We start from the raw sequence: 25,019 nt of genomic DNA on the forward strand, positions 1-25,019 counted from the left end.
AATAATTCAAGTGAATTTGTTTGAAAGAAGAACTTTAAAAGCTTTATTTTCACCCGATAAAATACCCATAAAACAAGAGGAAGCTCATTTGAGCTTCCTCTTGTGAAAAATTGTGGGACAGCAATGAGCCGAAGCTTCCTTTTTTATGACCTATAAGACAAACTCAAACTTAATGAGCATTGTTGCCTTCTTGCGCCATTTTTTCATCAATTTCAGCCGGATTTGCTAATGCATAGTTCAGCTTGTCCATATCTAACTGACCGACCCATTTTGCTACAACCAGAGTTGCCAAAGAGTTACCGACCAGATTGGTCAAGGCACGGGCTTCAGACATGAAGCGATCAATACCGAGAATCAAAGCCAGACCTGCAACCGGAATATTACCTACAGCCGCTAAGGTTGCTGCCATCACGATAAAGCCTGAACCAGTTACACCCGCTGCACCTTTAGAAGAAATGAGCAATACGAGAAGCAAGGTAATCTGGTGAGACAAATCAAGTTGCGTATTGGTCGCCTGTGCAATGAAGATTGCCGCCATTGTCAGGTAAATCGAAGTACCATCCAGGTTAAACGAATAACCTGTTGGAATGACCAGACCCACCACTGACTTTTCAGCACCTGCCAGCTCCAGTTTTTTCAGCATACGTGGCAATACAGATTCAGACGATGAAGTACCGAGTACAATCAACAGCTCTTCACGAATCAGGCGAATCATCTTGACAATGCTAAAGCCGGTAAAGCGTGCAATTGAACCCAGCACAATAAAGATAAACAGCAAACAGGTGATATAGAAACAGATGATCAACTGGGCCAATTGCGCCAGAGAACCGATCCCATATTTACCGATCGTGAAAGCCATCGCACCGAACGCACCAATAGGTGCAAGTTTCATGATCATGTTCACGATGTTAAAGAACACATGTGAAATCTGATCTACCAGTTTAAGAACTGGCTTACCTTGTGCACCCAGTTTGTGTAATGCAAAACCGAACAGGATCGCAAATAAAAGGACTTGCAGGATTTCACCTTCAGCAAATGCACCAACCACCGTATTTGGAATGATATTCATAAAGAAATCAACGGTAGACTGAGAAGCACCCGACTCTACATATTTAGAAATCCCGGCCGTGTCCAGCGATGCCGGATCAACATTCATCCCAACGCCTGGCTTGGCAATATTAATCACCAGAAGACCAATGATCAGCGCCATTGTTGATACGATTTCGAAGTAAAGTAGCGCGACACCACCAGTTTTACCGACTGATTTCATGCTCTCCATACCTGCGATACCGCTAACCACGGTACAGAAAATCACAGGTGCGATGATCATTTTAATTAAACGGATAAATGCATCACCCAGCGGCTTTAGTTGTTCGCCCAGACCTGGAACATATTGTTCTGCACCATTAATGATTTGTGTACCACTTGGCGAGAAATGTCCGACGAGGATACCCGCAATAATGGCTACAATCACTTGAAAATAAAGCGACTTATAAATTGGTTTTTTAGCCATAACCTTACTTCACGATATACTTCTAACCAGAAGCAATATTCAGTTTTCACTTATTTTTAAAAAACAAGCGTCCAATACTTCATTGTCTGAAACAAAAAAGTGCCTATGTATCAAAAAATTAATCTGATACTGAAATTAGAATGTGTATGTACATTTAACAATCACAGGAACACCGATCTTTAAGAAAAGTCAGTGCATTGATCAGGAGATAAAGCAAACACAAGAATTGCGTGAAATTTTAACCGCTTTTTAGACTTTTGTTTAACCCGAAATGTTAAATTTGCCTAAATACTAAACAATACCTCTTAGACTATAGTCTTATAAAACTATAATAATTCTGCAAAATAAGAAGGTGAAATACCAATATCAGCGTAAAATATGCCAATACTTGATGAACATGATTGATCTATGCCCATGACCACAAAGCGAAATATTTATAAAGATGCCGAACATCCTTTTGCCCAGTTTATTCGTATTATTGGCAAGGGAAAAAATGGTGCACGTTCTTTAAGCTATGAAGAAGCCTATCAGGCTTTTAGCATGATCCTGAAAAATGAAGTACTGGACGTACAACTGGGCGCTTTTCTGATGCTATTACGCGTCAAGGAAGAATCTGTTGATGAACTCGCAGGCTTTGTGCAGGCAACCCGTGACCAACTGAATTTCAAGGCACTGGATGTTGATCTGGACTGGTCGTCTTATGCAGGTAAACGCAAACATTATCCCTGGTTCATTCTGGCTGCGCTTACCCTCGCTAAGCATGGCTATAATATCGTAATGCATGGTGCTTCAGGTCATACCTTGAATCGGGTCTATACCGAACAGGTACTTAACTACTTAGGCTATCCGATCTGCCAAAATGATGTTGAGGTGGAACAGCAGCTTAAAGACAAACATTTTGCTTACCTGCCATTGGAGGTGATCTCTCCAATTCTGGCTGAGTTGATCGGGCTACGTAATGTCATGGGCTTACGCTCTCCGATTCATACGCTGGCACGCCTGATTAATCCATTTAATGCCAAAGCGACTTTACAAGCCATTTTCCACCCTGCTTATCGTAGTTCACATCAGCAGTCCGCTTACAAGTTAGGCTATCAAAATAGTGCAGTCATTAAAGGTGAAGGTGGTGAGTTCGAACGTAACCCGGATGCCAAAACTTTAATCTGCGGAATTAAGAATGGCGAACTTTATGAGCACGAATTACCAAAACTGACTGACAACCGTAGTCCGATTGAAGAAGAGCTGGATCTAGCTGTGTTTAAGCAAGTATGGGAAGGTCAACGCTCACATGAATATGGGGAAATCGCAGTGGTTGAAACTATGGGCATTGCACTGTATACCATGGGCGAATATGACAGCTATGAAGCGGCGATGCAAAAAGCCAGAGAACTCTGGAATAGCCGTCTTTCAGTTTGATCAGACCAGAAAACAGACATTAAAAAAGACCACATCTGTGGTCTTTTTTTCGGTTTCGATTAAACGAAACGGATCGGTTTAAATTCCGGCTCATTTTTGTGATGATCATCATCACATTGTTCGCCTTCTTCTTTAGTGCCACGATCGATATAACCGCTACGTTCGGTTTCTGGCAGGTTTTTCATTTCCCAGGCATAGACAGCCTGCATACAGGTCTGACGCTGCTCCTGAGTCAGTGCTACACCATTTGGCCACTTGCCAATTTCAATGGCTGTTCTTAAGCGTTCTACAATCTCAGGATTGAGTACGGCAAGCATTTGTTCAATATTCATATTTAATCCTGCTTAAGATAGTCGAAGTCCTGATTCCAGCCCAGTTTGGTTCGACATGCATTATAGAAGTCATAACCTGGCGGATGCAGAAGATTCAGTTTAAAGGGATGCTTACGAATATGGACGCTATCGCCAACATTCAAAGACACACTGTGTTGTCCATCCGCACTCACCATCGGCAGTACGCGATTTTCACGAATCATCAGTTTAATTTCACTATGCCCTCCGACCACAATCGGACGTGAAGACAAGGTATGCGGATGCATCGGCACCAGCACAATTGCATCCATACTTGGATGCACAATCGGCCCACCACCGGAAAGCGCATAGGCTGTTGAACCGGTCGGTGTAGATACAATCAGACCATCACTATGCTGGCGATAGACATATTGTCCATCAATATTCAGCTCGAAATCGATCATATGCACCGATTTACCGGAGTGCAAGACCACATCATTCAGGGCAATCGCATCATAGATGATTTCACCTTTGGAGCGAACTTCCATTTCCAGCAAGAAACGGCGTTCTGCCTGAAAATCACCTTTTAATACCTGATCCAGTTTAAAGATGACTTCAGTTGGCTTGATATCTGTCAGGAAGCCCAAACGACCACGGTTCACCCCGATCACTGGCGTATTGTATTTTACCAATGCCCGCGCTGCATGTAACAGTGAACCATCCCCACCTACCACAATGACTAGATCAACCACTTCGCCCAACAAGGCGCGGCTAACTGTTTGGGTATTCTGATAAGGAACCAGTTCAGCTGTATCTGCATCAAAAACAGGATGTAGACCTAAATTGAGCAGATGATCGTGGATCAGGCATAAGGTTTCAACCACTGAAGATTTATCCGGGCGTCCAATCAACCCGATATTTCGAAATGTCTTGTGGGAAATTTGCACCAGTGTCGTCGCTCCGCTTCGAATCCTGCTTATCATAACATTAAGCTTGAATAGGATGACAATTTATAACATGACAAAGCTGTGCAGAATTGAATTGAAATAGATTGAAATTAAGGAGAAAATGTGAAGTTTAATTTTAATTTTAATCTCAATAATTGATTAAATATTGCAAAATAATGAAAAGCTTCGCATGATTAGCACAATTTCACAGGGTCTTATCGTCATTTATGAAATCTGAACGAGGTATGGGGTTCATTGCCTTAATCTTCTCCATTCTAGTCATTTCTGCATTTGTAGCATTTAGTATCTATTTGATTAAATTAGATAATATTGTGCGTGAAAAATTTGAAGGTCAACGCTGGGATATTCCGGCCAAGGTTTTCGCACGCCCGATGGAAGTGTATGTAAATGCCCCGGTCAGCCAGCAGGATTTCCAACAAGAATTAAAATTACTGGGTTATAAAGGTTCAGACAGCTATACCAAATCGGGCAGCTTTGTCAGCACTGGCAATACCATGTATGTGCATACCCGTGGCTTTGATTTTGGCGATCGCGTTGAACCTGAACAGGTATTGAAAGTCAGCTTTGATGGCGATCAGATTGCTGAAGTAAGTGCGACCAAACCCTCTTCTAGCGGGATTGCCCGTCTGGAACCTTTATTGATTGGTGGTATTTATCCACAGCATAATGAAGACCGTGTGCTGATTAAGCTCAATAAAGTGCCTAAACCGTTAATTGACGCATTAATTGCCACTGAAGACCGTAATTTCTACAATCACCATGGTGTATCTCCACGCGGGATTGCACGTGCAGTGGTAAGTAATATTACTGGTGGTAAACGTCAAGGTGGTTCAACCCTCACCCAGCAGCTGGTCAAGAATTTCTACTTAACACCAGAACGCACCTTAAAACGTAAGGTGAATGAAGCCTTTATGGCAATGCTGATTGAATTGCATTATGGCAAAGATGAGATTCTGGAAGCCTATTTAAATGAAGTGAATCTGGGCCAAAATGGCAACTATTCCGTAAATGGTTATGGTCTGGCTTCACAATTTTATTTTGGCTTGCCGTTACGTGAACTGAATATTTCTCAACAGGCCTTTTTAGTCGGTCTGGTCCAAGGTCCAAGCCTGTATAACCCATGGCGTAATCCTGAACTTGCGAAAAAACGTCGTGATGTGGTTCTGAATAATATGCTGGTAATGGGTAATCTGACCCAAGATCAGTATGAAACAGAAACTGCCCGTCCGCTGAACGTCATTTCCAAACCAACTTTAGGCCCTGCTCGCTTCCCGGATTTTCTGGATATCGTTCGCCGTCAGTTGCGTACCGAATATCAGGAAACTGATTTAACCAACCAGGGTCTGCGTATTTTCACAACCTTAGATCCATTGGCACAAACCCGAATTCAGGACAGCTTTAAGGAAAGTGTAGCCCGTTTAAGTAAAGGCAATCCAGGTCGTCTAAAAGATTTGCAAGGTGCTGTTCTGGTCGCACACCCTGAAAATGGCGAACTGGTTGCAGCGGTAGGTTCTACCCAGGACTTTACCGGTTTTAACCGTGCTTTAGATGCCAAGCGTCAGGTGGGTTCATTACTCAAACCGGTGATTTATTTGACAGCACTAGAATCGAATCGCTATCACTGGGCCAGTCCAATTGAAGACAGCCAGATCACCATTCAAAGTGATGGCAAACCATGGACACCGAAAAACTATAGTGGTAGCGCACATGGTGTAGTACCGATGTCTCTTGCCCTGTCACAATCCTATAACCTATCCGCGGTGCGTTTGGCGCAGGAATTTGGCCTGTCGACCTTTATTAACCATCTACAAAAATTCGGTGTGACTTCTGACATACCAAATTATCCATCTATTTATTTAGGTGCAGTAGATATGTCACCGATGGAAGTGATGAATATTTACGGTAACTTCGCAACAGGTGGCTTTAAATATCCGGTGAAATCGATTCGTTCTGTAGTCGATGCGAATGGCCACTCGCTTGAACGTTACAGCTTAAGTGTTCAGCCGACGATTGATCCAGCATCAGCCTATGCTCTGAATTATGGTTTACAACAGGTCATGTCGAGTGGTACTGGTCGTTCTGCCTATAACAGTTTGCCACGCAACCTGAATCTGGCGGGTAAATCGGGTACGACAAACGATACCCGTGATTCATGGTTTGCAGGTTATTCTGGCAACTATATGACAGTGGTCTGGTTAGGTCTGGATGACAACAAAGTCACTGGATTAACCGGTTCTTCAGGTGCACTTCCGGTCTGGACCAATGTCATGAAACAGCTGCATCAGAAGCCGGTGAATCTGGCTCAGCCTAATGAAATTGAATGGCACTGGCTGGACCGTTATACAGGTAAACTGACTGCCCAAGGCTGTGATGGTGCCATGTATATTCCGATTTCACGTCATGCCTTGCCTAATCAGGCAACTGCTTGTGGCATCTCGCATTACGCCACTGAACCTTATACGATTGATTCAGAACCTTCACCAGAAGATGAGGAAGATGATGATCTCAGTCGTTATATACAAGAAAGTGAAACAGAAATAGAACGCGAAGTTGCTAAACAAACCCGTATTATCGCGAGTGGAAGTTATAGCCAATAATTGAGTCTATGTTTATGTTAAGAAAATTGATTCCTGGTCTGCTCATCCTCGGTCTGGTGGGCTGCCAAAGCATGTCGGAGCCAGAACAGCCTGCGGCTCCTACTAAACCTCCGGTTCAGCAGAAACCAAAATCCTCTACACCTGATGGTGTAGTGATTACGCCCTATGATCGACCGGAGATTAAACGTCAGAAGATTGTGATCCCTGAGCAAAAGCCTCAGGCACAAAAGTTTGATGATGGACGTAACTTACCTGCATTTAAAAAATTGATGCAGCAAACTCAGCAGGCCTATAGCAAGCAACAATATAATCAAGCTGAAACTTCTGCAGTACAAGCTCAGCGTTTGGCGCCCCAAGCTTCAGAAACTTATCTGTATCTTGGCTTGATCGCAAACCGTAAAAACCAGCCGGCCCGTGCAGATGCTTTCGCCTTACGTGGTTTGAGCTATGCGCAGACCAATGCAATGAAAAAGCAGCTCTGGCAGGTGCGCCTGAAAGCAGCTCAACTGCAAAAAAACACCAAAGCCATTCAGCAAGCTCAGCAGGCCTTAAAGAAATTTTAAGGCCCTGGCGTGAGCCCGGTTATTTATAATAAGTTTCTGACTTAAACATAACGGATCCCTGCAATCCCATAAGCATGCTGGTTTTGAGCATGGTCTAGATCTTCAGCTTTTATACCGCCTAAGGCAAATACAGGAATCTGTACCTGTTCAGCCATCTGTTTAAATTTTTCCCAGCCTAAAGCTGCGGTATCAGGATGTGTTTCTGTTGCCAGTACCGGGCTGAGTAAAGCTGCTTCACAGCCTATGTTTTCTGCATGTTTTAATGCTTCCAGATCGTGACAGGCTGCAAGATAACGATAGCCACCAGCTAACTCCCCTTTTTGCAGTTGCATCAATTGAGACTGTTTCAGGTGAAGCGTACGAATGGTTTGCTGCTGCAATTCATTCAATTGTGACCAAAGTTCCTGATTAATGATCAATCTGGATAACTGATCGACTGGAATCTGCTGTAACTGGCTAATGTGTTCAGGGCTGGCCATTACTCGCCAATACAGCATCTGGTCTGTTTCCAGATTATTCAGGTGACTCAAGTCTTCAGAAATTTTGATCTTTCTCGGCCATTGCAGCTTTTGAATCATGGCCTGATTGGCTTTAGGAAAATTTAGTTCACTGAGTTCATCCCGGCTATACCAGCGCCAAGGCTGCTTGATTCCAGCTAATTGTTCTGGCTGAACCGAAGCATGGAAAATATGCAGATTGACGATGACATCTTCATATTCATGCGAAATAAAATCAAAAGCCTGCCATTGTTCGATGTCAATTCCGACTTCTTCAATCACTTCACGTCGACATGCCTCTATAGGCAATTCGCCCTGTTCTACTTTTCCACCTGGAAACTCATATTTATTGCCCTGATGCTGTTTAGCTTCACGCCAACCGACCAGAACCTGAGTTTGATGAAATAAAATAGCGATTGCGACATGAATTGTGGTTTTAGACATAATGTTCTGAACTATTGAAGTTTTACAGATTGTAAGCAAATTAGAGTTTTTTATAAATGCAGCAATTATTCGTTGACAGATCTATTCGATAATGATTATCATTTAAATCAATCCAAAACACACCACGGAGTCGACGGAATGAACGCACCATTTAGCCTATTTACCCGCAATAATGATACTCAGCATGCGCTACCGATGTTGCATTCGAACAATTTATTTGCGCTAGGACGAGAAATCCGGATCATGCATGCGGGTGAAGAATACCGTCTACGTTTGACTCGTAACAATCGTCTCATCCTGACTAAGTAATTTAAATACTCCAAAAATAATAAACGTGGGAACAGGCAGTATGAATCAGCGCATACTGCTTTTTTTAATTGCTATATCTAATATCTTTATTCTTCAGATTGAAAAATTAATGAAACTTTAAGCCCACCCAAAACTGACGGCGCATAATCAATCTTGGCCGTATGTAACTGCATAATCTTTTGACAAATCGACAATCCCAAACCTGAACCTTGTGTTCGCGTGCCCAAGGCGCGGTAAAAACGCTCACCTAAACGTTGAACAACTTCTTCCTGAATTCCCTCTCCCGAATTTTCAATCATAAGTTGTAGATTCTGACCTTCAACTATCGTCCTGATTTCGACCTGTCCCTGCATCGGCGTGTATCGAATGGCATTATCAACCAGATTGCGGATACAGCTAAAAATCAGTTCTGCATTTGCTTCAATCACTGCATCTTCAAGTTTTAAGTTCCAGTGGATCTCTTTTTCCTGAGCAAAAGGTTGTAAAGCTTGTAAGACCTCCTGAACCAATACTTTAAGATTCACCTGCTGTTTGGGCAACTGCTCTGCATGTTCTGGATCAAGCCGAGCCAATAGCAGTAAGTTTTCCAGAATCTGCGTTCCGCGGTTGACGTCATTCTGAATCATCTGTAACGCTTGCCTAAGTTGAGCATCTTCCTGATATTTACGTTTCAGCACCTGTAAACGCATTTGAATGGCAGACAATGGGGAACGCAACTCATGTGAAGCATCGGCAGTAAAACGTTGCTCGGCAGCCAATGATTTTTCTAAACGGCTCAGCATTGCATTCAGCTGACGGACAATCGGTTGCAATTCAGTAATCTCAGGATCAGGACTTTGAACCGGACTGAGATCCTGTGCAGATTTAGAACCGATTTCTCGGGAAATTTTATTTAAAGGTCTTAATTGCCGCTTAATGGCAAAACGTAAAATCAGCCACTGTAATATCCATAGGATAAATAAAATCCCGGCGAAACCTAAAGTCGTTTGCCAAAGCTCATCAAAGCGTACCGAAAGCGGTTGTACCACTTTCACTTTCAAGTCTTGATCTTCAGCAATCAGGATGCGAATAAAATGACCATTTTCATAATCAAAGTGAAACCCGTTTTTCTGTGCAACTGGTATCTCATTAATCAGTTCATCATCAATTGAAGTGGTCAGTACCTGCTGATTCAGTAGTAAGGCATATTGAATATCAAACTGCTCACTGATTTCATCAACCTGCGTATTTTTGGCCTGGTTAACATCTCCCAGAAGTAACTCTGAAATTTCCTCCATCAGGTCATCATGCAGATCAATCGCCTGATAGCTGGAAATTCCCAATAACAGCAGCCACGCCAGAAATCCTGCCAGTATGGAACTGAACATGGCATGTTGAATCAGCCGACTTTGCAGGGAAATGGGTGCCTTCATATGGAGGCCTCGGGTTTATGCATCCGGTAGCCCAAGCCACGAATGGTTTTAATCATCTGACTGCCAATTTTTTTACGTAGCTGATAAATAAAGACTTCAATCGCATTGCTTTCGATTTCATCTCCCCAGGCATAGAGTGATTCTTCCAGCTGTTCTCGGGTAATGATATGTTCTGGTTTTTGCATCAGCTTATATAAAATCTGGAATTCTTTTGCAGTCAGATTAATGCTCTGCCCCGCCTTCATTACAGTCTTGGCTTGGGTGTCCAGACTAAGATCCTGCCATTGCAGGACATGATTTGGCATTTGCTGTTTTTGTCTGAGCTGGGCACGCACGCGAGCGGAAAGTTCTTCCAGACTGAAAGGTTTTACCAGATAATCATTGGCCCCCAGATCGAGTCCTGCAACCCGATCATGAATACTGTCCTTGGCGGTGATAAATATAACGGGCGTATCTTTCTGTTTATTGCGCAAGCTTTTAAGAATGTCATCTCCAGTTGCATTCGGCAGGCCACGATCCAGCAAAATACAGTCATACTGATGCTGTTGAATCGCCAGAATGGCATGATCCCCACGATCAACCCGATCAATCACATAACCGTCCATTTCCAGCCAGGTTTGAATACTTTCCGCCTGAGATTCATCATCCTCTGCCAAAAGAATACGCATGCTATGCTCCGCTTATTTTATCTTTCTATCTTGCCTTGAAAAAGTTCCAGACTCAAAAAAAAACCACATGCTTTTTGGTAACTTGCATGTGGTTTTTTGTTGCTGTCTTCAGATTCAGTTCAGGAAATTATGCTGAAATTAGAACTGAACTTGGTCGACATCAATTTCAACACGTTTCGCAGGTTTATAGTCAATGTCTACTTCACCAATGATTACCACAGGTGTTTTAGCTGATACAGGTTTACCCTGCCAAAGTTCATCATCAATTTCGACAGTAATGGTGCCAGTATTATCGCGGAACTGGTATTTTTCATCACCGACAGCTTTTACCACATAACCTTTCAGCTGAACCTTGCTGTCATCTTTCATGGTCAATGCTTGCTTAACTGTAGTCGTTTTAGCAAATGCAGCCTGATTCACCGCAGTTTCACTACTCGCAACTGCGACAGTCCCAATTGAACCCATTAATGCTGCTGCTAAAACAGTATTCATCATCATTTTCATTGCAGTTACCTCTTTTTAAAGTCTTGCCCTGTTTCGATAATGCTATTAAAACAGCCGAAGATGAATTGAATCTTAAGATCGCTTCATCTTTAGAATTAATTTAATGGCACAACTCTTAAGACCTCTTCAAGCGTGGTGACCCCTTCCAGAATCTTGCGAGCACCGGCAATCCGTAAAGGTTCTACCCCTTCTTTTTTTGCCTGCTGACGTAACTGATTCAGGTTAGCATCCGCTCCGATCAATTGCTTGGTGGTCAGGCTAAGCGGCATAAACTCATAAATCCCGATTCGGCCTTTATAACCGGTATGGCGACACTCTTCACAACCGACTGCTTTAAAAACAAATTCCGGACGTGGTAAAGGATAGTCCACTGCCAGATGTTGCCATTCCTGCTCATCCAGAAAACTCTCCTGCTTGCAGTGTGGGCATAGCTTACGCACCAGACGTTGGGCCAGAACCCCCAGGATAGTCGCTGCTGTTAAAAATGGTTGTACGCCCAGATCATGCAAACGGGTCAGACTCGACGGCGCATCATTGGTATGCAAGGTAGAAAGTACCAAGTGACCGGTTAATGCTGCCTGAATCGCCATATTGGCCGTATCTTGGTCACGAATCTCGCCGACCATAATAATGTCAGGATCCTGACGCATCAGTGCACGTACACCATCTGCAAAGCCCAGTTCAATTCCGTTATTGACCTGCATCTGGTTAAAGCTTGGTTCCAGCATCTCGATCGGATCTTCAATCGTGCAGACATTCACCTGCTCAGTCGCAAGCTGCTTTAAAGTGGAATACAGTGTGGTGGTTTTACCAGAACCGGTCGGTCCGGTGACCAGAATAATACCGTGACTATGGCTGGTCAGATTATTCCAGTCATTGAGCAGATGCCCTTCGAAACCGAGCTGCTGAAAACTTCTGACCAGAACTTCTGGGTCAAAGATACGCATTACCAGCTTTTCACCAAATGCGGTGGGTAAAGTCGATAAACGCAGTTCTGTTTCCTGCCCTTTTGGAGTCCGAGTTTTTAAACGACCATCCTGTGGTTTACGTTTTTCTGCCACATTCATCCGGCCCAGAATCTTGATTCGGGAAATAACTGCGGTCAAGGTATTGGCTGGCATGTTATAGATGGTATGCAATACTCCATCAATCCGGAAACGGATCTTGCCGGTGTCTTTGCGCGGTTCCATATGAATATCACTGGCACCCTGCTCAAAGGCAAATTGCAGCACCCAGTCTACCAGTTTCACGATATGCTGGTCATTGGCATCCGGATTCTGTGAATCACCCAGTTGCAGTAAGGCTTCTACGCCTTTATTTTCCCGGTCATAAGCAGATGATTTTTGTGAGCCACTGACTGCACGACTCACCTGATAATATTCAACAATATAACGCTGGAGCTGTTCCGGATTGAGCAATACCCGTTCAATTTTTTTTGGTGCAATATTCTGTTCGAGGTTTGAGACCCATTCAGTTTTATAAGGCTGATCTGTAGCAATCAGAACTTTATCTGGTTGAATTTCTACTGCCAGAATACGGTTACGCAATGCATATTCCTGTGACATAACATTGGTCAAGGCCTGCACATCAGCTTTGAGCGGATCAATAATATAGAACATTAAACCGGTTTTTTCTGCCAGCCACTGGCATAAGCGGTTGAGTGTCAAAGTACTTTGAGGATGGGACTGATCAACCAGACTAAAGTGCGCGATCCATTGCAAGGGATGCCATTTTATTTGTTCACGTTGACGATGTGTGGTCTGAACTCGCATCCGGTCACGTTCAGTTATTTTTCCGTCTTTTAAAAGCTGACCCAAACACCAGCCTGTATCAATTTCAAAATCAAATTTCATGATCGATGGTCCCCAAAACTGCCTCCACTATAACAAGTTTTTCCTGTTTTTCGCATTCCATCGCGACTTCCAAACTTAAAAGCAATATTGTTTCTCATAAATGATAAACACATCACATGGGTTTTAGGTCATAACCTTTTTCTGCTTGTCGATGTGTCAATTTTTCGCCTATATTTCAATCAGGATATCTTATTCAATCGCTGAGACCGGGTATGGATTTAAACGTAGTTCCCTTAAATGAAAGTAGTTCCTTTCATGAGCTGCTTACCCTCCTGACCGCCGCCTTAGGATGTGGCTTATTGATTGGTCTGGAACGTGAACGGCATAAACAGCGTGAAGAACAGGCCAGTTTTGCCGGGCTACGCTCTTTTGCGATCTGTGCTTTATTAGGCGCATTGTGCTTTTTATTCGGAATGGCAATGGGTCTGGCCGGTGCACTCATTATTGGCGGTATTGTCATTTTTTCTATTAGAAACCAGATAGAAGATCCGGGGATTACCACCGAATTGGCCTTTATCATGACCTATTTTATTGGGGCGATTTGTCTGTGGAATATTCCTCTGGCTGCAGGACTAGCAGTTCTGATCACGATAATTTTAATGGCCAAACACTCTATGCATAATATTGCCGGACAGTGGATTACTGAGGCTGAATTTAGGGATGGATTACTATTATTAGCCTTGATTCTGATTGGTTTACCGCTAACCCCTGACCGGCCTTTATGGGGTGAAGTGCTGAACCCTTATCTGATTTTAAAATTAGTAACTCTGATTCTGGTAGTTCAAGCTTTGGCACATATCGCTAAACGTTTCTTCTCGACTAAAAATGCCTTGATATTGTCTTCAATTGCCTCGGGTTTTGTTTCCAGTACAGCCACTATTGCTCAATTAGGGATACAGGTCCGTAAAGGTGAAATGGATGCAAAATCCAATGCTGGTGCTGCCCTGATGTCCTGCATTTCGACATTAGTTCTATTGTTTATTGTAGTGGGAGGCGTTTCTTGGGACTGGCTAAAAATTCTGCTCTTACCGTCGTTGGTCGCTATGCTTATTCTGGCTGCATGTGCATTTATATTATTACATAAAGCTGAACCTACTAAAAATCAGGAGTCTCCTGAATCTTCTGACAGTAAGATGTTTAGCCTCAAGGAAGCTGTGATTATCTCTGCCGCATTAACCCTTATTCAGGCTGGAGTTTACGGACTGGAAATATTACTGGGCAATGCTGGTCTCCTGGCTGGTACTATATTTGCGTCCTTATTTGAAATTCATGCCGCAATGGCCAGTGTGGTCATTCAAGGAGATCCCTCCAATACCCGTTTGATCTATGCCTTACTCTTAGGTTTAGGCGCACATGCTTTGGCTAAGTCGGTCAATGCAGCCTTAACAGGTGGTTTTAAATTCGCGTTATATTTTGCACCGATACAGATTTTACATATGGCTGTGTTGATCGGTATTTTTTGGTGGATGTATTTTTGACTATTAAATTTATTCAAATAATTAATTTTTATATATTTTACAAGTTTAATTCTAATATTTTCTCGCTATAATCAGTTTGCTTCAATTAAGAAAAGCAATATTTAAATTAATTATTTTAATAAGGACTATTATGAAATTAAAAAATTTATCGCTCGCTATTTTCAGTGGATTAATGCTAAGTGCGTGTGGTGGGGGTTCATCTTCTGATTCAAATGGCGGTAATACTGGAACTGGAAATACTACCCTTACAAAACCTGACTTCCAACAATGGTCATCATTCTATATTGATGAATATTCCGACTCGGATCTAAATTATGAAATTGAACAGCTAACCTTTGATCAAGGGAATGTCTATATTAAAGTTGATGAGACAACAGGCTGGGATGAAAGTGAAACTTTCTATCTAACTGAAAATGGATTATATGATCACGGTTCTACACATGCGACCTATGGCAAATTGCAAGGGACTATTACGGCTAATGCAACCACTTGGAAGCAAGTTCCATATTCTCCAATTAATTCCACAGGATTAAGCAGTACACTTACATTCAAGGTCTTTGATATTAGTGGTAAAAATATTGCTCAAGTCCTCAGTCCAGAGCATTATGTCAATTTAAAATATAATTTACTCGATACCTACCCTATGGGAGAAAAAGGGGAAGATTTTTATCGAGTACTTTCTAATTCAATATTCCCTACCGGATCTACTTGTATTCAATTTCAAACTATTGATAACTCACAAAAATATATTGAGCTATATAAATATTCACTTGAAGATTATGTACAAGATTATTTGAAACTTGAATGGGCTGATATTTCAAAAGATAGTAAATATGCCAAACATACTTTCAAGGATGCTATAGCATATCTAGATCTTAGAGAAGATCAGCAATGGGGACTAGCTGAATATAAGAGCAAATATTATGAAGTTGATTATCATCCAGCTGGAGAAGAATATAATATTAAAAATATTTTAGCCGCATCTAAAGCACTGGTTAATTCAGCATCTGCTCAGGACAAACCAGCTCTACAGGAGTATGCAACTTTACAAGAGAATGCATGCACTTTATTTAATAATATTGCATCTGAAGAATTAAGAAAGCAAATTAAAAAATACTCATAATAACGTGATATAAAGTACTTCGAGTGCTTTATATTCATATTAAATAGGGACTCCAATTTAGTTGAGGTTCCTATTTTTAAATCAGTATTTCATTTTAAAAATTCAAAAAATTAACTGATCGACTACAATATCAGCTAAAGTAACTTTAAATTTCACATCCAAGTCCGCAAACTTCATTCCATAAACCCGGTTCTCATCATCCTGATATGCCGGTCTAGGATCGAGAGATAAAACGGCTTCAAGTTCTTCTAGCAATTGAGCAGATATTGTTCCTTTTTCTAATAATAAATTTTTTTGCTGTTCAGCGTCCTTACTCCACCTCACGGACTTACGTGCCGGCTCCTCCTGTGCATAGCCACTTTGTGCATCAATCACTGCATCCGAATATTGAATATAAGGTTTAATATCGACAATCGGAGTACCATCTAATAAATCACTGCCATTCACATATACACGTATCGATTTCCCTACTTTTCTAACTTCTTTAAGCTTTACCACAGATAAACCAATGGGTGCAGGACGGTACATACTACGTGTCGCAAACACCCCGATTTTCTGGTTTCCGCCTAAACGGGGTGGACGAACCTGCGGACGAAATTGCTGGCTCTGCTGATTTTTATTGTCATGAAACTGCCAGACTAACCAGAGATGACTAAACTCTTCGATGCCTTCAAATGCGAGTAAATCATTATATGAACCGGTCATTTCAATATAGCTTTCAACCTGTACCAAATTAGGCTGACGCGGGATGCCAAACTTTTCTTTATAGGGAGAATGCATATAGCCAATAATCGGCAGAGTGAGTTCGGTCATAATCACTTTTTTTGATAAGCTCAATTAAATATATTCAGTTTATAGAGAATGAATTTAGATTAGAATAGCAACCTGTTCTAATTTGATAACTTATTGAGACCTTTAATGGCTGCTTTTAACGTCGAAAAGATTACTCACGTCCACCATTGGAATGACACTTTATTCTCTTTTAAAACGACTCGTGATACTGCATTACGTTTTAAAAACGGTCAGTTTGTGATGATCGGTCTTGAAGTCAATGGCAAGCCTTTAATGCGTGCATATTCAATTGCAAGTGCAAACTATGAAGAAGAGCTAGAGTTTTTCTCTATTAAAGTGCCAGATGGTCCTCTTACTTCTATTTTGCAAAAAGTAAAAGTTGGCGACGAAATCTTGGTTTCTAAAAAGCCTACAGGCACGCTGGTTCTTGATGACTTAAACCCAGGTAAAAACTTGTACCTGCTTTCTTCGGGTACTGGTCTTGCACCTTTCCTTTCTGTAATCCGTGATCCAGAAACTTATGAACGTTTTGAAAAAATCATCGTGGTTCACGGTACACGTTTCATTTCAGAACTGGCTTATCAAGATTTGATTCTTAACGAAATTCCAAACCACGAATTCTTTGGTGAATTGGGTGCTAAAGAAAAATTAGTGTATTACCCAACTGTTACTCGTGAAGAGTTCCATACGCAAGGTCGTGTAACCACTGCGATTGAATCTGGTCAATTATTCGAGAAAATCGGACTACCACGTTTCAACCCTGAAACTGACCGTGCAATGCTCTGTGGTTCTCCTGCATTCCTGGACGATGTTGCTGCACTGCTAGATCAACACGGTCTGAAAGAATCTCCACGTATGGGTGTTTTGGGTGACTACGTAATTGAACGTGCATTCGTAGAAAAATAATCTGCAAAAAAACCTTTTGCAACCTAAAACGCATGCTTTAAGCATGCGTTTTTTATATCCAGTAAGTCTTAATCTGAAAGAATTAACTCAACCTACTCTCTACTTAAAATTTCTTATAATTAGCGTATTTATAAAAATGTAATTACTTAAAAAAGTAAAATAAATGATAAATATCAATATTCACATTAGGGTGTGTTGACACTTTTAGCTTAAAAAATAGCGAAGTAGCAAAATCAAATCGCCAAACCCAATTTTACTATTCGCTATGCCTCGTACCATGCTGACAGATCAACACTGGCAAAAGTTGAAAACTATTTTGCGTAATTTATCTATTCATCACAACTCAAACTTACGTAATTTTATTGAAGCTATTCTCTATAGAATTAGAACAGGTTGTCCGTGGCGAGATATTCCTTCTTGTTTTGGTCATTCAAACTCTATTTTCAAACGTTTTAATCGTTGGTCAAGCAGCGGTAAGTTACTTAGATTATTCAAATTACTAGCCTCATGCCCCGATATGGAATGGATTTTTATTGATGGCTCTCATGTACGTGCTCATCAACATTCTGCCGGCATAGCGAATCAATCTATTTCTAAAAGTGTAGGAGGAAACTCCTCAAAAATACATTTGATTGTTGATGCAAATGGCAATCCTGTTGATTTCATGATTACCGATGGAACCACACATGACGTCAAAGTTGCACCTGATTTAATATCAACATTAGACTTAAAAGAGACAAAAGTGGTCTGCGCAGATAAAGGCTATGATTCAGAACCACTGCGTGAACAGATCAGAAAAACAGGGACAAAAGCGAATATACCAAAGAAAATAAATAGCCAATCGAACAATGATCATATGGACTGGTATTTATATAAAATCAGGCATTTAGTTGAAAATATGTTTTGTAGATTAAAGCAATTTAGAGGAATAGCTACTCGATATGACAAGCTCAAAAGAAATTATCAAAGTGCTGTTGCCTTAGCCTGTATATTTTTATGGCTACCTTTATAGGTTTAATTATGAACAGTAAATGTCAACAGACCCTATATTTTTTAGTCAAAAATTCATTCTTAAATGTTAGAATATGTAACTGTAATTGATTTCTCATGAGGATTTATCCTCGCTAAAGACTTAGTTACATAAACTCTGTAAACTTTTAATTCGATCTATTTAGATCCCATTCTCCTGTTTCACCGTTTATGCAACCAAGCCGTTTTCTATAGGCAAGGTATGAGCACTGAACAACCCTCCTCTATCGAGCGTACAGGGTCTAAAGTCTATCGCTATTTTGTAGTGGTATTAACTTTACTCGTTGCGCTGTACTTGATCATTCAAGGCGCTAAATTACTCAGCCTCGGTGGTACAAGTTATTATCTCATCGCAGGGATTGCCTATGTTGCAATCGCCATTTTATATGCGATGAAAAAAGCCTTTGGTTTCTGGCTTTCTATTGTTACTTTTATTGCAACCCTCCTCTGGTCTATTGCTGAAGTTCAAGGTTTGAGCTTCTGGCAATATATCCCACGTCTGGTGGTTCCAACTATTCTGTTTGTCCTCAGCATGTGGGCAAGCAAAAGCCTGCCAGCACTCAATGCTGCAAAAATCAAAGCTGCCAATCTTGTTGGCTTTGCCGGTTTCTTTGCCTGTGTCGCAGCCCTGATTGCTGCGTTCTTCCCACACGGCAAAATCCTCAATCCTGTTGATATCGTACAAGACCCTGCACTGGCTAAACCGAATGCAGAAAACCCAGACAACTGGGAATATTTCGGTCGTAATGGTAACGGTACCCGCTTTGCACCGTACACTGACATTACCCCTGAAAATGTCAAAGATCTAAAAGTGGCTTGGACTTATCACACTGGTCGTGATACTTCTGCCGGTGTCGATGAAAATACACCAATTCAAATTGGTAGTACTTTATATTCATGTACACCGACTAACATCATTTCAGCAATTGATGGTGACAGTGGTAAAGCACTTTGGAAATATGATCCACATGCAAAAACTGCAGAGCATATCACTTGCCGTGGTGTTGGTTACTATGATGCAACTAAAGACAAATCTTTAACTGCAGCAGACTTACAAGCACCAGGTATTAAAGCTTGTCCACAACGTATCCTGACTTCTACTGTTGATGGCCGTTTAATTGCCTTAAATGCCAAAACTGGTGCTTTATGTCCAGAATTTGGTACTAACGGTCAAGTCGATGTTCTGCATGACATGGGTCCTACTGAACAAAGTAAACGTTACCATCCAACGTCTACTCCACTGATTGCGGGTCATGTTGCCGTATTAGGTGGCTGGGTACGTGATATTGTGCATGGCGAACCGTCTGGTGTCGTACGTGCCTATGACGTTCGTACTGGTAAATTGGCCTGGGCTTGGGATGTCGGTAATCCTGAACTGGTTGGTGAACCTAAAGATGGCAAAGGCTTTACTTTAGAAACACCAAACATGTGGACCATCCCGACTTATGACAAAGACCTGAATCTGGTTTACTTGCCTACAGGTAATGGTCCTCCTGACTACTGGGGCGGCGACCGTAACGGAGCCAAAGAAAAATTTGGTTCTGCAATTGTTGCGGTAAATGCTTTGACTGGTAAAACTGTTTGGTCTTATCAAACTGTTCACCATGATGTCTGGGATTATGACTTGCCGTCACAACCTGTGCTTTACGACATGACTGATGATCATGGCAAAAAAGTGCCTGCGTTGATTCAAACTACCAAAATGGGTCAAATCTTCGTTCTTGACCGCCGTACTGGTAAACCAGTCACTAAAGTTGAAGAACGTCCAGTCGACACCAATGGTGCTGAAGGTGAAAAACTTTCTCCTACCCAACCATTCTCTGTTGGCATGCCACAAATTGGTAATGCAACATTGACTGAGCAGGATATGTGGGGCATCTCAACCTTTGACCAACTGGCTTGTCGTATCGACTTTAAAGATTCTGTCTATAACGGTCTATACACTGCACCTGGTGAAAAACCATATATCGAATGGCCTAGTCTGCTTGGTGGTTTCAACTGGGGTGGGATCTCCATTGATGAATCTACTGGCATGATGTACGTCAACGATATGCGTATGCCACTTCGTATGTCATTGGTTCGTAAAGAAGATATGAGTAAATATCATATCTCAACTGACGAAGTACCAGGATTCATGGGTACAGTACGTCCACAACTGGCTGGTCCTTATGCGGGTGTGAAAATTGACATCATGCAGTCTAAACTGGGTGTTCCTTGTAACAAACCACCGTTTGGTACCATGACTGCCATCGACTTAAAATCTAAAAAAGTCGTTTGGGAAGTACCAATGGGTACAGCCAAAGAATTAGGTCCATTAGGTGTGAAAACCCATATGCCAATTCCTTTAGGTATGCCTACACTGGGTGGTCCTACTTCAACCGCTTCTGGTCTGGTGTTCTTCGCAGGTACTCAGGATTATTACCTACGTGCGTTGGATTCAAAAACTGGTAAAGAAGTGTGGAAAGCTGAGCTTCCTGTTGCTGCTGTTGCTGCACCGCTGATTTATAAATCTCCAAAAACTGGCAAACAATATGTTGTGATTTCTGCAGGTGGTGCAAGCCACTCTAAAGATGTTGGCGACTATATTATTGCCTTTGCTTTACCTGATCAAAAATAATTTTTTGATGAATAAAGAAAAAACCGAAGCTTAGGCTTCGGTTTTTTCTTGCAATCGTCATTAAAAATTAACGATCGCGACCTTCCTGATTTGCAGAACCTGAACAGCCTGCACCACCACCGATAATAAAACCGCTTTCTGCTTTGCATGAACCGATCATACGGCCATGTGAGTCAAATGTAGTCACTGTTGATGCACAACCAGTTAGTACGATAGTCGCTGCTAATGCAATAAGTGCTGATAATTTCATGATATTCCCCTCTATGATTTATGGTGCTAAATGAATCTGATTTTGACTTGGTGGTACTGGCAATAAACCTGTCTTGGCATCCACCGTATTGTAGTTCACGCCAATTGCATTGCCTGATCCATTACAATGAGCACTAGCAGTTGAAAGCAGACCACGTGTAGCTTTACATGATCCAATCACCTGACCCGATGCATCATAAGTGACGACCATAGAACTACACCCAGTCATCAGTATAATAGTTGAAAGTGAAAGTAGTTTTATGAAGCTCATTGCTCCCCCTCAAAAACACTAAAAAATTTAAATTGTTTAGTTATATGAATCTTTTCTAAATTTCGCGCATGATTCTTCCTAAATTTATCGCATTTGTAAAGCTTTATTTTTCATCTATTTTTTAGACTTAAGGCTAATAAAAAGCTGCCTGATCAGCAGCTTTTTCATAATTAAATTTAATATTAAGGATCAGACTGACTCATGCTTCAATACTCGTTCAGCTAGAGCCTGTTTCACCACATGATATCCAGCGCTTAAGCCTAGACTTGCCATAATGAATGCAACAATAACATCTGGCCATAGACTGCCAGTGCCAAAGACTCCCACTGCTGCAAAAATGACGGCCACATTGCCGATCGCATCATTACGGCTGCACAACCAGACTGATTTCATATTGGCATCGCCATCCCGGAAAGCATATAAAATTATGGCTGTGACAACGTTTGCGATTAAGGCCAATACCCCGATGATCCCCATCGTAATGGCTTCAGGTGGAATACCTTGCATAAAGGCATAAATTACTTTGCCAATGACGACCAAACCAAATACTGCCATGGTCAATCCTTTAATCAGAGCAACTGTTGCACGCCAATACAGACTTGCACCAATCACCGCCAGAGAAATACCATAATTCACAGCATCACCAAAGAAATCTAACGCATCTGCCCATAAGGCCGATGAATGTGCATAAGCACCGCCGATTAGCTCTACACCAAATAAGGTCAGGTTAATCAATAATGCAATCCATAAAGCTGTTCTAAATTTGCTATTAGGTTTGGGCGGCGCGGGTTCATGACTACAACTACAGGCCATATTATTCTCCGATGATTTTTTATCCTGAATGCGATAAAGTCATTAGAAACTATGGAGTCACTCCAAGGTCAAGCCTGAGGTATTTATGTCACATTATTTGATTTCTGATATAGCCAAGAAAACTGATTTAAGTACTGATACCATTCGATTTTATGAGAAAAGAGGTTTGATTCAGCCGAATTTTCGAGCAAGTAACCAATATCGTTATTATGGCGACGAGACCTTAAAACGCTTGATTTTTATCAAACGCTGTCGTGCTTTAGGCATGTCTTTAAAAGAAATCGAATACCTGATTCAGCTGGAACAGAATCCTGAACAGGATTGCTGTGAAGTTAACCAGATGATTGATCAGCACCTTATAGATATTTCAAATAAAATTAAAGAATTACAATTATTTAAACAGCAGTTAATGGCGCTTCGCGAAAGCTGTAATACCCCAACCACGATTAATCATTGCCAGATTTTAAAAACACTGGAATCTATTGAAAATAGCTGAAATATTTATGGATATTTTAAATCGTTTACTGTTTATCTTTTAACTTGAAATTGAGTTAAATTATGCCAATTCCGAGTTATTTACTAGGTTGAATCCTGATTTCAGATGACTAGAATAAAGACGTACTTTTTATATGTCTTTCGATTTCATCATGAGCATTTCTCACGTTACCGAACTTCTCTCACCTGCTGGCTCCCTAAAAAACATGCGTTATGCCTTTGCTTATGGTGCAGATGCAGTCTATGCCGGCCAGCCGCGTTATAGCTTGCGTGTTCGTAATAATGAATTTGACCATGACAATCTGGCGATTGGTATCAAAGAAGCGCATAAGCTTGGCAAAAAATTCTATGTCGTGGTGAATATTCAGCCACATAACTCCAAACTGAAAAATTTTATTCGTGACCTTGAACCCGTCGTAGCAATGCAGCCAGATGCGCTGATCATGTCCGATCCTGGTCTGATCATGCTGGTGCGTGAGCATTTCCCGCACATGGACATTCACCTGTCTGTACAGGCCAATGCTGTGAACTGGGCAACTGTAAAGTTCTGGAAGAATATGGGACTTACTCGCGTAATTTTGTCACGTGAACTGTCCATCGAAGAAATTGAAGAAATCAAACAGCAAGTTCCAGATATGGAGATTGAAGTCTTTGTTCATGGCGCACTGTGTATGGCCTACTCTGGCCGCTGCATGCTATCTGGCTATATGAACAAACGCGATGCCAACCAGGGCGCCTGCACCAATGCCTGCCGCTGGGAATACCAAGTACTGGATGCCAAGGAAGATGAAACGGGCGATGTGATCCCGGTTAAAAATATTGATTCCGGCTGTTGTTCAAAAGATGCTGATGAGTCACATATGCAAGTACAACATCAGTTTGATGAACCCGTGTTATTGCAACGTAATGACGAAGATATGTTTGCTGCTGAAGAAGATGAGCACGGCACTTATTTTATGAATTCCAAAGACCTGCGTGCTGTACAGCATGTGGAACGCCTGACCAAGATTGGCGTGCACTCCCTGAAAATTGAAGGCCGTACCAAATCTTATTTTTATTGCGCGCGTACTGCCCAGATTTATCGTAAAGCCATTGATGATGCGCTTGCTGGTAAACCATTCGACCCTTCATTGATGACTCAACTGGAAGGCTTGGCAAACCGTGGCTATACCGAAGGGTTCCTACGCCGTCATGTACATAGTGAATATCAAAACTATGAAAATGGTTCATCGAGTTTCGATCATCAGCAGTTCTGTGGGGAAGTGTTAGAGCGTAATGGTGACTATATCAAGATTGATGTGAAAAACCGTTTTGTCGTTGGTGATTCACTAGAGCTGATGACCACCAAAGGCAATATCACCTTTACCCTGACTGAGATCAAAGACCGTAAAGGCAATCTGATTGAAGATGCCAAAGGTTCGGGTCATATCGTTGAAATTCCAGTTCCAGCAGATGTCGATATGCAGTATGCCCTGCTGATCCGTAATCTGCCATCATCATCTGTAGACATTTCAGCCTCTTCATTGGCTTATCAGGCGAGTTAAAAAATGGCGCTCTTGATTACCGATAAATGTATCAACTGTGATATGTGCTTACCGGAATGCCCAAATGAAGCAATTTATGAGGGCGAGAAGTTTTATGAAATTGATGTCAATCGTTGTACCGAGTGTGTGGGTTTCTATGATCATCAAACCTGTATTGCCGTCTGTCCGATTGAATGCATTGTGCCGCATCCCGAGCATCGGGAAACGCAAGAACAGTTAATGGAGAAATTTAAAGGTTTGAATCTGTTCAAAGCTTGAATGATGCATGAAGTCTGATGACTTCATCTAAGAACAACCTTGGGGAAAGATAAAAATAAGGGTTGAAAACAAAAACTGTCCAGAGGAAAGGAACAGCTAAAAGCGATTGGGGACGCTTTTGGCTGATCTAACAATAACTAAAAAAAGGAACCCGGGTGTTAGCATCCTGAGTTCCTATAAAGCGAAAATAATAATAGGTGTTTGAGATTAAGCACCTGGAATGTGGGGATTCCAGGTGCTCTTTTTTTTTACTGACCAGAGCGAATGATGTAATCAAAGGCAGATAATGATGCTTTGGCACCTTCACCAGTCGCGATGATGATCTGTTTGTAAGGAACAGTGGTACAGTCACCTGCAGCAAACACACCTTTCACATTGGTTTCATTGCGTTCGTTAATCACAATCTCACC

The 25,019-nt window shown here is 41.6% G+C and carries 25 protein-coding genes; 12 read left to right on the top strand and 13 right to left on the bottom strand.

Annotation, left to right across the window (positions count from 1 at the left end; genetic code table 11):
- Window positions 1-169 precede the first annotated feature (169 nt).
- Entirely contained in the window at window positions 170-1,513 is a 1,344-nt protein-coding gene (locus tag FTU03_RS13815) for a dicarboxylate/amino acid:cation symporter (RefSeq protein ID WP_005236469.1), read from the bottom strand.
- A gap of 414 nt (window positions 1,514-1,927) precedes the next feature.
- On the opposite strand from FTU03_RS13815, the gene FTU03_RS13820 reads away from it, so the two are divergent.
- Window positions 1,928-2,929, top strand: coding sequence for a glycosyl transferase family protein (locus tag FTU03_RS13820; RefSeq protein WP_166136025.1), 1,002 nt, complete (start codon window positions 1,928-1,930; stop codon window positions 2,927-2,929).
- 59 nt (window positions 2,930-2,988) lie between these two features.
- Here the strand turns inward: FTU03_RS13820 and FTU03_RS13825 are convergent, their stop codons facing one another.
- Window positions 2,989-3,261, bottom strand: coding sequence for a YeaC family protein (locus tag FTU03_RS13825; RefSeq protein ID WP_004784238.1), 273 nt, complete (start codon window positions 3,259-3,261; stop codon window positions 2,989-2,991).
- A 2-nt stretch (window positions 3,262-3,263) separates the two neighbouring features.
- Window positions 3,264-4,202, bottom strand: a complete 939-nt coding sequence (locus tag FTU03_RS13830; RefSeq protein WP_125279078.1) for an NAD(+) kinase — start codon at window positions 4,200-4,202, stop codon at window positions 3,264-3,266.
- 191 nt (window positions 4,203-4,393) lie between these two features.
- Here FTU03_RS13830 and mrcB point away from each other — a divergent pair, with 191 nt between their 5' ends.
- Together mrcB and FTU03_RS13840 are read left to right on the top strand one after the other, a co-directional pair.
- Window positions 4,394-6,784, top strand: a complete 2,391-nt coding sequence (gene mrcB / locus FTU03_RS13835; protein ID WP_179993308.1) for a penicillin-binding protein 1B — start codon at window positions 4,394-4,396, stop codon at window positions 6,782-6,784.
- Between the two features lie 14 nt (window positions 6,785-6,798).
- Window positions 6,799-7,347, top strand: coding sequence for a tetratricopeptide repeat protein (locus tag FTU03_RS13840; protein ID WP_125279080.1), 549 nt, complete (start codon window positions 6,799-6,801; stop codon window positions 7,345-7,347).
- Window positions 7,348-7,388: 41 nt separating this feature from the next.
- Here the strand turns inward: FTU03_RS13840 and FTU03_RS13845 are convergent, their stop codons facing one another.
- Window positions 7,389-8,288, bottom strand: a complete 900-nt coding sequence (locus FTU03_RS13845; RefSeq protein ID WP_179993307.1) for an NUDIX domain-containing protein — start codon at window positions 8,286-8,288, stop codon at window positions 7,389-7,391.
- Between the two features lie 138 nt (window positions 8,289-8,426).
- Between FTU03_RS13845 and hemP the strand changes: the two genes are divergently transcribed.
- The gene (gene hemP / locus FTU03_RS13850; RefSeq protein ID WP_004784247.1) at window positions 8,427-8,597 is read left to right on the top strand and encodes a hemin uptake protein HemP; all 171 of its coding nucleotides are present in this window, start codon (window positions 8,427-8,429) and stop codon (window positions 8,595-8,597) included.
- Window positions 8,598-8,683: 86 nt separating this feature from the next.
- Here the strand turns inward: hemP and FTU03_RS13855 are convergent, their stop codons facing one another.
- The 4 genes from FTU03_RS13855 to FTU03_RS13870 all read right to left on the bottom strand — a co-directional run bounded on the left by FTU03_RS13855 (window position 8,684) and on the right by FTU03_RS13870 (window position 13,034).
- Window positions 8,684-10,009, bottom strand: a complete 1,326-nt coding sequence (locus FTU03_RS13855; RefSeq protein ID WP_179993306.1) for a HAMP domain-containing sensor histidine kinase — start codon at window positions 10,007-10,009, stop codon at window positions 8,684-8,686.
- Window positions 10,006-10,677 (bottom strand): response regulator transcription factor, encoded by a 672-nt coding sequence (locus tag FTU03_RS13860; RefSeq protein WP_179993305.1) that lies wholly within the window; start codon window positions 10,675-10,677, stop codon window positions 10,006-10,008. The genes FTU03_RS13855 and FTU03_RS13860 overlap by 4 nt, the downstream gene beginning before the upstream one ends.
- Before the next feature lie 138 nt (window positions 10,678-10,815).
- Window positions 10,816-11,181: a NirD/YgiW/YdeI family stress tolerance protein gene (locus FTU03_RS13865; protein WP_034170733.1), complete on the bottom strand. Its 366-nt coding sequence runs from the start codon at window positions 11,179-11,181 to the stop codon at window positions 10,816-10,818.
- Between the two features lie 95 nt (window positions 11,182-11,276).
- Entirely contained in the window at window positions 11,277-13,034 is a 1,758-nt protein-coding gene (locus tag FTU03_RS13870; RefSeq protein ID WP_179993304.1) for a GspE/PulE family protein, read from the bottom strand.
- 212 nt (window positions 13,035-13,246) lie between these two features.
- On the opposite strand from FTU03_RS13870, the gene FTU03_RS13875 reads away from it, so the two are divergent.
- Together FTU03_RS13875 and FTU03_RS13880 are read left to right on the top strand one after the other, a co-directional pair.
- A complete protein-coding gene (locus FTU03_RS13875; protein ID WP_179993303.1) occupies window positions 13,247-14,512 on the top strand; it encodes an MgtC/SapB family protein in 1,266 nt (421 codons plus the stop codon).
- A gap of 130 nt (window positions 14,513-14,642) precedes the next feature.
- Complete coding sequence (locus tag FTU03_RS13880) at window positions 14,643-15,635, top strand: hypothetical protein (protein ID WP_179993302.1); 993 nt, start codon at window positions 14,643-14,645, stop codon at window positions 15,633-15,635.
- Between the two features lie 102 nt (window positions 15,636-15,737).
- Here the strand turns inward: FTU03_RS13880 and tsaA are convergent, their stop codons facing one another.
- The gene (gene tsaA, locus FTU03_RS13885; RefSeq protein ID WP_179993301.1) at window positions 15,738-16,448 is read right to left on the bottom strand and encodes a tRNA (N6-threonylcarbamoyladenosine(37)-N6)-methyltransferase TrmO; all 711 of its coding nucleotides are present in this window, start codon (window positions 16,446-16,448) and stop codon (window positions 15,738-15,740) included.
- A gap of 105 nt (window positions 16,449-16,553) precedes the next feature.
- On the opposite strand from tsaA, the gene FTU03_RS13890 reads away from it, so the two are divergent.
- The 3 genes from FTU03_RS13890 to FTU03_RS13900 all read left to right on the top strand — a co-directional run bounded on the left by FTU03_RS13890 (window position 16,554) and on the right by FTU03_RS13900 (window position 20,979).
- Complete coding sequence (locus FTU03_RS13890) at window positions 16,554-17,333, top strand: ferredoxin--NADP reductase (protein WP_005236496.1); 780 nt, start codon at window positions 16,554-16,556, stop codon at window positions 17,331-17,333.
- Window positions 17,334-17,598: 265 nt separating this feature from the next.
- Entirely contained in the window at window positions 17,599-18,345 is a 747-nt protein-coding gene (locus FTU03_RS13895) for an IS5 family transposase (protein WP_179993300.1), read from the top strand.
- A 219-nt stretch (window positions 18,346-18,564) separates the two neighbouring features.
- A complete protein-coding gene (locus tag FTU03_RS13900; RefSeq protein ID WP_179993299.1) occupies window positions 18,565-20,979 on the top strand; it encodes a membrane-bound PQQ-dependent dehydrogenase, glucose/quinate/shikimate family in 2,415 nt (804 codons plus the stop codon).
- A gap of 67 nt (window positions 20,980-21,046) precedes the next feature.
- On the opposite strand, the gene FTU03_RS13905 is transcribed toward FTU03_RS13900, so the two are convergent.
- The 3 genes from FTU03_RS13905 to FTU03_RS13915 form a co-directional block, all read right to left on the bottom strand.
- Window positions 21,047-21,229, bottom strand: coding sequence for a hypothetical protein (locus tag FTU03_RS13905; protein WP_005236502.1), 183 nt, complete (start codon window positions 21,227-21,229; stop codon window positions 21,047-21,049).
- A gap of 18 nt (window positions 21,230-21,247) precedes the next feature.
- The gene (locus tag FTU03_RS13910) at window positions 21,248-21,439 is read right to left on the bottom strand and encodes a hypothetical protein (RefSeq protein ID WP_227607384.1); all 192 of its coding nucleotides are present in this window, start codon (window positions 21,437-21,439) and stop codon (window positions 21,248-21,250) included.
- A 249-nt stretch (window positions 21,440-21,688) separates the two neighbouring features.
- On the bottom strand, window positions 21,689-22,312 hold the full coding sequence (locus FTU03_RS13915) for a cation transporter (RefSeq protein WP_179993298.1): 624 nt from the start codon (window positions 22,310-22,312) through the stop codon (window positions 21,689-21,691).
- 85 nt (window positions 22,313-22,397) lie between these two features.
- Between FTU03_RS13915 and FTU03_RS13920 the strand changes: the two genes are divergently transcribed.
- The 3 genes from FTU03_RS13920 to FTU03_RS13930 all read left to right on the top strand — a co-directional run bounded on the left by FTU03_RS13920 (window position 22,398) and on the right by FTU03_RS13930 (window position 24,609).
- Window positions 22,398-22,808, top strand: a complete 411-nt coding sequence (locus FTU03_RS13920; RefSeq protein ID WP_179993297.1) for a Cd(II)/Pb(II)-responsive transcriptional regulator — start codon at window positions 22,398-22,400, stop codon at window positions 22,806-22,808.
- 133 nt (window positions 22,809-22,941) lie between these two features.
- Window positions 22,942-24,351, top strand: coding sequence for a tRNA 5-hydroxyuridine modification protein YegQ (yegQ, locus tag FTU03_RS13925; RefSeq protein WP_179993296.1), 1,410 nt, complete (start codon window positions 22,942-22,944; stop codon window positions 24,349-24,351).
- A gap of 3 nt (window positions 24,352-24,354) precedes the next feature.
- The gene (locus FTU03_RS13930) at window positions 24,355-24,609 is read left to right on the top strand and encodes a YfhL family 4Fe-4S dicluster ferredoxin (protein ID WP_159123203.1); all 255 of its coding nucleotides are present in this window, start codon (window positions 24,355-24,357) and stop codon (window positions 24,607-24,609) included.
- A 248-nt stretch (window positions 24,610-24,857) separates the two neighbouring features.
- On the opposite strand, the gene FTU03_RS13935 is transcribed toward FTU03_RS13930, so the two are convergent.
- The coding region (locus FTU03_RS13935; RefSeq protein ID WP_373684506.1) for an FAD-dependent oxidoreductase at window positions 24,858-25,019 on the bottom strand (162 nt) is incomplete at its 5' end.

The organism is Acinetobacter sp. YH12046 (genome assembly GCF_013419905.1).
In the GTDB taxonomy this organism is placed as follows: Bacteria; Pseudomonadota; Gammaproteobacteria; order Pseudomonadales; family Moraxellaceae; genus Acinetobacter.

Bases quoted from the DNA above. Each gene is read 5' to 3' on its own strand.
- FTU03_RS13815 (WP_005236469.1), bottom strand. From the start codon at position 1,513: ATGGCTAAAAAACCAATTTATAAGTCGCTTTATTTTCAAGTGATTGTA.
- FTU03_RS13905 (WP_005236502.1), bottom strand. From the start codon at position 21,229: ATGAAATTATCAGCACTTATTGCATTAGCAGCGACTATCGTACTAACT.
- FTU03_RS13855 (WP_179993306.1), bottom strand. From the start codon at position 10,009: ATGAAGGCACCCATTTCCCTGCAAAGTCGGCTGATTCAACATGCCATG.
- FTU03_RS13880 (WP_179993302.1), top strand. From the start codon at position 14,643: ATGAAATTAAAAAATTTATCGCTCGCTATTTTCAGTGGATTAATGCTA.
- FTU03_RS13875 (WP_179993303.1), top strand. From the start codon at position 13,247: ATGGATTTAAACGTAGTTCCCTTAAATGAAAGTAGTTCCTTTCATGAG.
- FTU03_RS13825 (WP_004784238.1), bottom strand. From the start codon at position 3,261: ATGAATATTGAACAAATGCTTGCCGTACTCAATCCTGAGATTGTAGAA.
- FTU03_RS13915 (WP_179993298.1), bottom strand. From the start codon at position 22,312: ATGGCCTGTAGTTGTAGTCATGAACCCGCGCCGCCCAAACCTAATAGC.
- FTU03_RS13860 (WP_179993305.1), bottom strand. From the start codon at position 10,677: ATGCGTATTCTTTTGGCAGAGGATGATGAATCTCAGGCGGAAAGTATT.
- FTU03_RS13865 (WP_034170733.1), bottom strand. From the start codon at position 11,181: ATGAAAATGATGATGAATACTGTTTTAGCAGCAGCATTAATGGGTTCA.
- FTU03_RS13920 (WP_179993297.1), top strand. From the start codon at position 22,398: ATGTCACATTATTTGATTTCTGATATAGCCAAGAAAACTGATTTAAGT.
- hemP (WP_004784247.1), top strand. From the start codon at position 8,427: ATGAACGCACCATTTAGCCTATTTACCCGCAATAATGATACTCAGCAT.
- FTU03_RS13895 (WP_179993300.1), top strand. From the start codon at position 17,599: ATGCCTCGTACCATGCTGACAGATCAACACTGGCAAAAGTTGAAAACT.
- FTU03_RS13845 (WP_179993307.1), bottom strand. From the start codon at position 8,288: ATGTCTAAAACCACAATTCATGTCGCAATCGCTATTTTATTTCATCAA.
- FTU03_RS13820 (WP_166136025.1), top strand. From the start codon at position 1,928: ATGACCACAAAGCGAAATATTTATAAAGATGCCGAACATCCTTTTGCC.
- FTU03_RS13930 (WP_159123203.1), top strand. From the start codon at position 24,355: ATGGCGCTCTTGATTACCGATAAATGTATCAACTGTGATATGTGCTTA.
- FTU03_RS13870 (WP_179993304.1), bottom strand. From the start codon at position 13,034: ATGAAATTTGATTTTGAAATTGATACAGGCTGGTGTTTGGGTCAGCTT.
- FTU03_RS13830 (WP_125279078.1), bottom strand. From the start codon at position 4,202: ATGATAAGCAGGATTCGAAGCGGAGCGACGACACTGGTGCAAATTTCC.
- tsaA (WP_179993301.1), bottom strand. From the start codon at position 16,448: ATGACCGAACTCACTCTGCCGATTATTGGCTATATGCATTCTCCCTAT.
- FTU03_RS13840 (WP_125279080.1), top strand. From the start codon at position 6,799: ATGTTAAGAAAATTGATTCCTGGTCTGCTCATCCTCGGTCTGGTGGGC.
- mrcB (WP_179993308.1), top strand. From the start codon at position 4,394: ATGAAATCTGAACGAGGTATGGGGTTCATTGCCTTAATCTTCTCCATT.
- FTU03_RS13910 (WP_227607384.1), bottom strand. From the start codon at position 21,439: ATGGTCGTCACTTATGATGCATCGGGTCAGGTGATTGGATCATGTAAA.
- FTU03_RS13900 (WP_179993299.1), top strand. From the start codon at position 18,565: ATGAGCACTGAACAACCCTCCTCTATCGAGCGTACAGGGTCTAAAGTC.
- FTU03_RS13890 (WP_005236496.1), top strand. From the start codon at position 16,554: ATGGCTGCTTTTAACGTCGAAAAGATTACTCACGTCCACCATTGGAAT.
- yegQ (WP_179993296.1), top strand. From the start codon at position 22,942: ATGTCTTTCGATTTCATCATGAGCATTTCTCACGTTACCGAACTTCTC.